The organism is Aquidulcibacter sp. (genome assembly GCF_044346625.1).
In the GTDB taxonomy this organism is placed as follows: Bacteria; Pseudomonadota; Alphaproteobacteria; order Caulobacterales; family Aquidulcibacteraceae; genus Aquidulcibacter.
This window is the reverse complement of the sequence record NZ_JBIIYV010000106.1, coordinates 1-7,061: the sequence shown is the minus strand read 5'-3', so window position 1 is coordinate 7,061 and position 7,061 is coordinate 1. Positions and strand designations below refer to the sequence as shown.

Below are 7,061 nucleotides of genomic sequence, written 5' to 3'. Positions count from 1 at the left end.
GAGCCGTAATCCAAGCCGTCAAGATCTAGCTCTTGAACTATCGGCAGATCCAGCTTGCGACCCATGAAGGCAAACAATCGCCTCACTTTATATGAGCCGCAACCTGCAAGCAGCGCGGTCATTAGTTCAGGCCGCAGATTGCGCAGGCCGTCCATGATGTCATACGCTTCCAGCAGACTTACAGACTTGGGGCTTAGATAGAGTAGCTCCAAGATTGCCCGCTCCGGCGCAGAGGATTGAAGCTGAAAGCCTTCATAAGTCGCTTTGCGGACACCGAGATGCGGTGGCAGAAAGTTTGTCTGGGAATGCACAAATTCGTTCGACCAAGCGGCTTTGAACCATTTAGGAAGCGTCGCGCCTTTGGGACCAAACAAATGGACTGGTTCAACGCCGACCCGCGCATAGTGCGCAAAGCCGTCATTGGTTAGGGCCGTAAGACCCCCGACATGGATTGCCAACTCTGATTGCGTTTGCAAACCAGAAAGGGCCGCTTGCCACGTCAACTCATCGTTCGGGCGCTGGAACACGCCGGGGCTTAGCCTTTCCAGCCAACCGCTTTTCACATATTGGTTAGCAAGGCTGTACGACACCCCTCGCTGGCTCAGCCAAGCTTGAGTGACGAGGCCTTTGCTCGGCCAATCATCAAGGACATTTTGTATTTTTGATGCTACATTCGTATTCATAATATGAATTTATCATAAAATATGAAAAATTCAATGAAGTCGGTATGGGCTGATGGGTGGGCACTTGAGACCGTCAAATAACTGCCTCAGGCCGCGACTTGCTCATAGGACAAACGAAGAAGCGAAGATATTGGCAAGGTCGGCATTGAAAAAGTTGCGCCATCTCGGTCACAGAACTCAACGAGTGCAGAGTCGTCATCTAACAGCTCGACCACGGTTCCAACCTGGCCTTGCACGAGACCCAAGTCGCTCTGATCGCTCAAAAGCGCGACGGCATCTAGCAAGTTGAATTGCACTTTAGTCATGGTTTTTGTCCTCAGATCCGGCTCGCCTATCACTCACAACAAACGCCGAAACGAACTTTGCGACGTCGTCTCCAGTCCACATCGCCCGTAATAATCGCACAAAAGCTAACTCGGCGCCATGAATAAGTTTCCGGCCCTATGCCCGAAGCAAGCATAAACACTCTTGCCTTGCTGGCACCAATTCGATGGGTCGGAGACAGAATATATTCCGTCAACTTGGCCTCAGAGATTGATACTTTATCACCAAAGGGCTGCATCACTCCCGCCCGATGGCGAACCGTCCGGCTACCTTTTCAGCAATAATCCGTGCGGCAGTATCACCGGGGTGCGCATAGCGTTCGGTCGATGATGCGTTTGCATGACCTAGAGCTCGACCTACTAGATACAGCGATGCACCATCTTCGACCGCGAAAGTTGCAAAGCTATGGCGCAGGTCATGAAGACGTACGTCAGAGAGGCCCGCAAGTTCCCGGACTTTAAGCCAAGCCTTGTTGACCCCCAAGACCGGTTTACCGGAGATCTGAGACATGAATACATAAGGCCCAGAGCGCGGAAGGCCTTCAAGGATCGTCCGTGCTTGCTCGGACAAAATGATCGTGCGTGATTTATTCTGGCTACCCATCTTGGTTCGCACTGGCGGCAGAACAAGTCGCGAGCGCTCAATGTCAACTTCAGACCAGTTTAGTTCGGTGATTTCGTTACGGCGCGCGCCAGTTAACATGATCAGCCGAATGATGTTGGCATAATTGGGCGCGACCACCCATGCTGCTTGTGCTTCTTCAAGAACGTTCCAGAGCCTTTGAGCCTCTTCTGTCGTCATGGATCGTTCACGGCGATTGTCGCGCAGCTTTTGGACTTTGGAGCAAGGATTAGTTTCCAAGATCTCCCGCCAAATCGCCCACGAAAACATCGCAGACAGACATCGTAGGCCTCGGGACGCGGCACTCGGTCCGCCTTTGACAATAGAACGGCCTCGTGGCCCCGTCTTTACATCCTGTGAAGTCTTGCCGTCAGCAATGTCTCTTTGCCACGCGGCGAGGTCACTAGGCCTAATGTCCTTCGCGACAACATCATCCAGAAGAGGCTTGATGTGGCGCTTGTATGATGTGGCATCGACCGACCAAGACGATTCCCGCTTTAACGGCTTATCATTAGGTCCATCGCGGAAATACAACTCGAACAACTGGCCGATGGTCGCGTCGCGCATAGCTTTAGCTATGACCAGCCCGCCCTTCCCAGCCAAAGACTTTGCCCGCTCACTTGGCGTCTCTGATAGGTCAACGCCTTTGGTCGCTTCAGTAATGACTTCTCGCGCGCGGTTACGTGCCGCTTCCGGCGTCCAAGGCAGGCCATGCTCGCCAATGGTCATCCATCGTTGTTGACGATTCACGCGATACTTCACGCAATAGGTCTTTCGTCCACTGGACGAGATCCGAAGCATGAAGCCACGCAACTCAATGTCCCAAATCCGCGTGTCGCCGGTCTCGGGCGGCATCGCGGAATCGACAAATCTCTTGTTGATTTTCGCCTTCAAAACGTCTGACATTGTCAACTTCCTATGCCATTTTTGTGCTATCAATCGACCCCATCACGCGACACCATCATCTCAAAAATGGCGAAGTTTGGACCCAATTTCAGCTTTTTTTGCTACCAATTTGCTACCAAATGGGAAAAATTTAGTAACAAGCTGTCCCATAATATTACAAGAAAAACTATGTATCGCAATATATTATGAAAAATCGTGACAAGCCGTGAAAACGCGAAAAAACGCGGGGTTCAATTTTGGTAATGATGAGGTCGGGAGTTCAATCCTCCCCTGTGGCACCAGTCGTTTGGAATTTTAGTTCGGAATAACCCCCTCGGGGCGAAGCCTCACCCCATAAACTGCCAAGCCAAAGTCTGCCCTGCGTGGAAGGGAACGACTTGGGTTCCGGCGGCAGACAAAGTGGCTGGCACGTCGATGGTTACTTTCTCCAGCACGACGCGCTCTTCGTTCACAGGCAGTCCATAAAAGCGTGGACCGAAGAGGCTGGCAAAGCCTTCGAGTTTGTCGAGTGCGCCTTCCTCTTCAAACGTCTTGGCATAGCTTTCGATGGCATAAGGCGCATTGAAAATGCCGGCACAGCCACACGACGATTCCTTGTCGCCAATCGCATGCGGGGCGGAATCGGTGCCGAGGAAGAATTTGGGCGAGCCCGAAACGGCAGCCTTGCGTAGGGCCAAACGATGGATCTCGCGTTTGGCGACTGGCAAGCAATAGAAGTGCGGGCGAATGCCGCCTTCGAACATGGCATTGCGATTAAAATCAAGGTGATGGGGTGTGATGGTAGCGGCAATCGGATGGCTAGATGCTTCCACAAAAGCAACCGCATCGGCTGTTGTGATATGCTCAAACACGATCTTGAGGCCGGGGAAATCGCGCACGATCTCGCTCAAGATTCGGTCGATGAACACGGCCTCACGGTCAAAAATATCGATGTGGGACTCGGTTACTTCACCGTGCAGCAAGAGCGGCATGCCAATTTTTTCCATGGCCGCAAACACAGAATAGAGCTTCCTAAAGTCCGTCACGCCATGGCTAGAATTGGTGGTGGCGTGGGCGGGATAGAGCTTGCAGGCGGTGAAGACGCCAGTTTGAAAGCCATTGGAAATATCTACCGGATCGCTGTGATCGGTCAGATAACAGGTCATCAGAGGCGTAAAGTTGAGACCTGGATCAACCGCCGCCACAATGCGGTCGCGGTAAGCCGCACCCAGCACCGTAGTAGTCACGGGCGGTGCAAGGTTTGGCATGACAATCGCGCGGGCAAACTGGCGCGCCGTGTAATTGACAACAGCGGCCAACATCGCCCCATCGCGCAGATGCACGTGCCAATCATCAGGCCGACGTATCGTGAGGCGGGTCAAGCTTGTTTGTACGTCATCGCCCTGCGTCGCCACATCCATCATTTCACGCCTCTTTCTAACCGACCCCAATGCCGCATGGATTAGAGAGGGAGGCGACCAAGGTCAAATCACGGATGTCGCGATTAGACGGCTTGGGTTGCACCAAAGCGCCAGGCCGACCAAACAACGAGCAAAAGGGGCGCAAGGCCAACCAAGTCAACCAGCGCAATTGTTTTTAAGGGGCCTGACGGCATGCCAGCGCGCAAATAGAGCCAAAGGAAGCTAATCACACTGATCGCAACTACCATACTTAAAGCCCGGCGGGCAGCGGGGTCGAGCGCGCCGGCAACACAGGCGGCAAAAATAGCTAGGAAAAGCGCGCCGCGATGGGTGATCAGCACACCTAAATCCCCATTCGCATCAATGCCATAGAGCTTCTTCGTCAAATGGGGCAGAAAGAACACCGCGGCAGGCGATAGATGAATGAGGGCCAATAATGCCCAAGCCAATTTCGTGATGAGTTCCATAATCACCCTCTTTCGTTTCTCAAAGGTGACTATAGCGTCATTTTTATATGTGGCTAGAGGAAATCAGGCTCAGCAAAGCCAGTACCATCAGCTTTCCAATTGACCGCCAAAGCGATATCTCCTCTAGTCTGGACACACTAAGCCAACAACAAAGCAGGGAGTGAGAGCATGAGTGCGAGCGTGGAATTCATTGGCGACGTGGCAGTCATCCGCATGGATGACGGCAAGGCCAATGTGATCAATCAAGCCATGGTTGCTTCCCTGCACGCGGCGCTGGATGAAGCCGAAGCCAAAGCCAAGGCAATCGTGCTGGCCGGTCGTGAAGGTCGGTTCTCGGGCGGCTTTGATCTGCAAGCGCTCACAGGTTCTGGACCAGAGGCCGCAATTGCGCTGCTTGATGCCGGGGCTGGCCTTTTGGTACGCCTCTATGGCAACCCCCTGCCCGTGGTTGCCGCCTGTACTGGCCATGCGATTGCGATGGGCGTGTTCATCTTGCATGCCTGCGACACCCGCATTGGCGCGGCTGGGCCCTATAAGATTGGCGCAAACGAAACCATCAACGGCATGGTCTTGCCGATCTTTGCGCTAGAACTCTCAAAAGACCGCCTGAACCCGCTCCACATGACCAAAGCCGTGGTGCAAGCCTTTATCTATGATTCCGAAGGTGCGGTCGAAGCCGGCTATCTCGATCAGCTGACCAGCTTGGACAAGGTGGAGGCTGAAGCGATTGCCTTAGCGAGCCAGCTCGCCCAATTGCCCGGCCACGCCTATCACGGCAATAAGCTCGCCATTCGGGGCGCTAGCTTGGACCGCATCAAGGCCAGCATTAGCAACCATCACGGCAAATAGGCCCTGTAAATGACCCAGCCCATGCGCCTCGTGCTGACCAGTGATCACGCCGCGATAGAACTGCGGCGGGCTATCTATGACCATGTGACCGCGCAAGGCTGGGAGGTGGATGACATCGGCCCGATGACGCCCGAAAGCACGCCCTATCCAGAACGGGGCGCAGAGGCCGCCCGACTTGTTGCCGCAGGGCAGTATCGGTTTGGCATTCTGCTCTGCGGTACGGGCCAGGGCATTATGATAGCGGCCAATAAGGTCAAAGGCGTGCGCTGTGGCGTGTGTATGGACACCTTCTCCGCCCGCATGATCCGCCAACATAATGACGCCAATATGCTGTCGCTTGGTGCGCGCGTGGTAGGTCTTGGCCTTGCCCTCGATATTGTCGACACGTTCCTGTCCGCCGAGTTCGAAGGTGGCCGGCATGGGACCCGGGTGGATATGATTACGGCGTTGGAGGGGTGAGGTTGGGGAGGCTTTTGGACAATCTAATCTTCTGAAATATCACGCTTTTCAAGAAGCTCCGCCCATTCATTTGCCCATGCGTCGAGTGAGGCAAACTTCCCTGCTAGAGCCATTCCCATGCTCGTCAACTCGTACCCGTTTTCGCCAAGATCAACCAAGCCTAGGCCTCTCAGCTCCTTAAGGCGTTGATTCAAAACAGTCGGCGAAACGTCGTCACATCTTGATCTTAACGCGCGAAATGTCGCGCGCTCATGGCTAAGTTCCCAGAGGAGCCGCAGAGTCCAGCGCTGTCCTAGGACATCCAGCAGAACCATGATTGGTCGGCCTGTCTGCGAGCCGCGAACAGGCGTTCCGGGAAGCTTGTGCAATTTCCGCCCCCATATTGACGCTACATATTTAGTAGCATACCTTCGGCTTGCAAACCTCTAGCAAAGCGAGCCCGCAATGACCACCAGATTATCGCCAATTACAGAACCCTACCCTGAAGACGTGGCCAAAGTCCTAGCCTCCTATCCACAACAAGGCGGATACATACTGGCTCTCTTCCGTGTCTTTGCTAATAGCATGAGATTCTTGAAGAAAGGGGTTCCCAATCTGCTCGACAAAGAAAGCCCGCTACCCTTGCGCATCCGAGAAATCGTTATCTTGCGCGTGACCGCCAACAAGAATTGCGAATACGAATGGGGCGTTCATGTCAGCGCATTCGGGCCTCATGCTAAGCTCACCGAGGCACAAATTGCCGCGACCCGCAGCGATCAGGTCGACGACACGATTTGGTCGCCCGAAGAGGCGTGCCTTTTAAAGGCTGTGGATGGCCTCTGCACTTCCGGCAAGATGGACGTCAATATTAGCGAGCAATTTGAACGCGACTGGAGCAAAGAGCAGCAATTGGAAATATTTGCTCTTTGCGGAACCTATCATACGATCAGCTTCGTCGCCAATGCGGCACACTTGCCGAATGAACCATTCGGTGCGTGCTTTCCGTGAAATTGCGGGGCGGGCACGTTAAGCCGAACGCGGCTGGCCCCAATAGTTTCCAATCGACCACACATGCCCATCTGGTAACAGCGCGCTGCTCATTCAAAGAAATCAACGGCAGAAGCGAAGCGCCCCTTGACTTCGGAGAATGGGAAAAAACAATTGAAACAAAGTTTTGCGTGACCATAAGGGTCACCAAAATCGATCCGATACCTTCCTAGTTTTGGTGATGACGAGCGCAGAATCATGGATCACGTCCCATTTGGTGGTGTAACACGCGGTGACAGCTAATCCCCCTGCGCAGCGCTCGTCACATAGCTGGCGGAGCGGGGGGATTGGCGGTTGGTCATTGATCATTCTGGTTTAGGATTGGG

Annotated in this window: 10 protein-coding genes; 3 read left to right on the top strand and 7 right to left on the bottom strand. The window is 53.8% G+C overall.

Features of this window, described 5'->3' with window-relative positions:
* The 6 genes from ACIQ20_RS15260 to ACIQ20_RS15235 all read right to left on the bottom strand — a co-directional run.
* Window positions 1-683 (bottom strand): type IV toxin-antitoxin system AbiEi family antitoxin domain-containing protein (locus ACIQ20_RS15260; RefSeq protein WP_395781789.1); only part of this gene is annotated, 683 nt, incomplete at its 3' end.
* 86 nt (window positions 684-769) lie between these two features.
* Window positions 770-988: a DUF4926 domain-containing protein gene (locus ACIQ20_RS15255; RefSeq protein WP_395781787.1), complete on the bottom strand. Its 219-nt coding sequence runs from the start codon at window positions 986-988 to the stop codon at window positions 770-772.
* 29 nt (window positions 989-1,017) lie between these two features.
* Window positions 1,018-1,245: a DUF6883 domain-containing protein gene (locus tag ACIQ20_RS15250; protein ID WP_395781785.1), complete on the bottom strand. Its 228-nt coding sequence runs from the start codon at window positions 1,243-1,245 to the stop codon at window positions 1,018-1,020.
* Entirely contained in the window at window positions 1,245-2,534 is a 1,290-nt protein-coding gene (locus ACIQ20_RS15245) for a tyrosine-type recombinase/integrase (protein ID WP_395781783.1), read from the bottom strand. The genes ACIQ20_RS15250 and ACIQ20_RS15245 overlap by 1 nt, the downstream gene beginning before the upstream one ends.
* A gap of 326 nt (window positions 2,535-2,860) precedes the next feature.
* Entirely contained in the window at window positions 2,861-3,937 is a 1,077-nt protein-coding gene (gene pyrC / locus ACIQ20_RS15240) for a dihydroorotase (protein WP_395781781.1), read from the bottom strand.
* 80 nt (window positions 3,938-4,017) lie between these two features.
* Window positions 4,018-4,401: a hypothetical protein gene (locus ACIQ20_RS15235; RefSeq protein ID WP_395781779.1), complete on the bottom strand. Its 384-nt coding sequence runs from the start codon at window positions 4,399-4,401 to the stop codon at window positions 4,018-4,020.
* A gap of 168 nt (window positions 4,402-4,569) precedes the next feature.
* On the opposite strand from ACIQ20_RS15235, the gene ACIQ20_RS15230 reads away from it, so the two are divergent.
* On the top strand, window positions 4,570-5,250 hold the full coding sequence (locus tag ACIQ20_RS15230; protein WP_395781777.1) for a crotonase/enoyl-CoA hydratase family protein: 681 nt from the start codon (window positions 4,570-4,572) through the stop codon (window positions 5,248-5,250).
* A gap of 9 nt (window positions 5,251-5,259) precedes the next feature.
* Complete coding sequence (gene rpiB, locus ACIQ20_RS15225; protein WP_395781775.1) at window positions 5,260-5,709, top strand: ribose 5-phosphate isomerase B; 450 nt, start codon at window positions 5,260-5,262, stop codon at window positions 5,707-5,709.
* Between the two features lie 23 nt (window positions 5,710-5,732).
* On the opposite strand, the gene ACIQ20_RS15220 is transcribed toward rpiB, so the two are convergent.
* Complete coding sequence (locus ACIQ20_RS15220; protein ID WP_395781773.1) at window positions 5,733-6,023, bottom strand: winged helix-turn-helix transcriptional regulator; 291 nt, start codon at window positions 6,021-6,023, stop codon at window positions 5,733-5,735.
* A 130-nt stretch (window positions 6,024-6,153) separates the two neighbouring features.
* Here ACIQ20_RS15220 and ACIQ20_RS15215 point away from each other — a divergent pair, with 130 nt between their 5' ends.
* Window positions 6,154-6,696 carry a carboxymuconolactone decarboxylase family protein gene (locus ACIQ20_RS15215; protein WP_395781771.1) on the top strand — a complete coding sequence of 181 codons (543 nt, stop codon included), beginning with the start codon at window positions 6,154-6,156 and terminating at the stop codon, window positions 6,694-6,696.
* The last annotated feature ends 365 nt before the right edge of the window (window positions 6,697-7,061 follow it).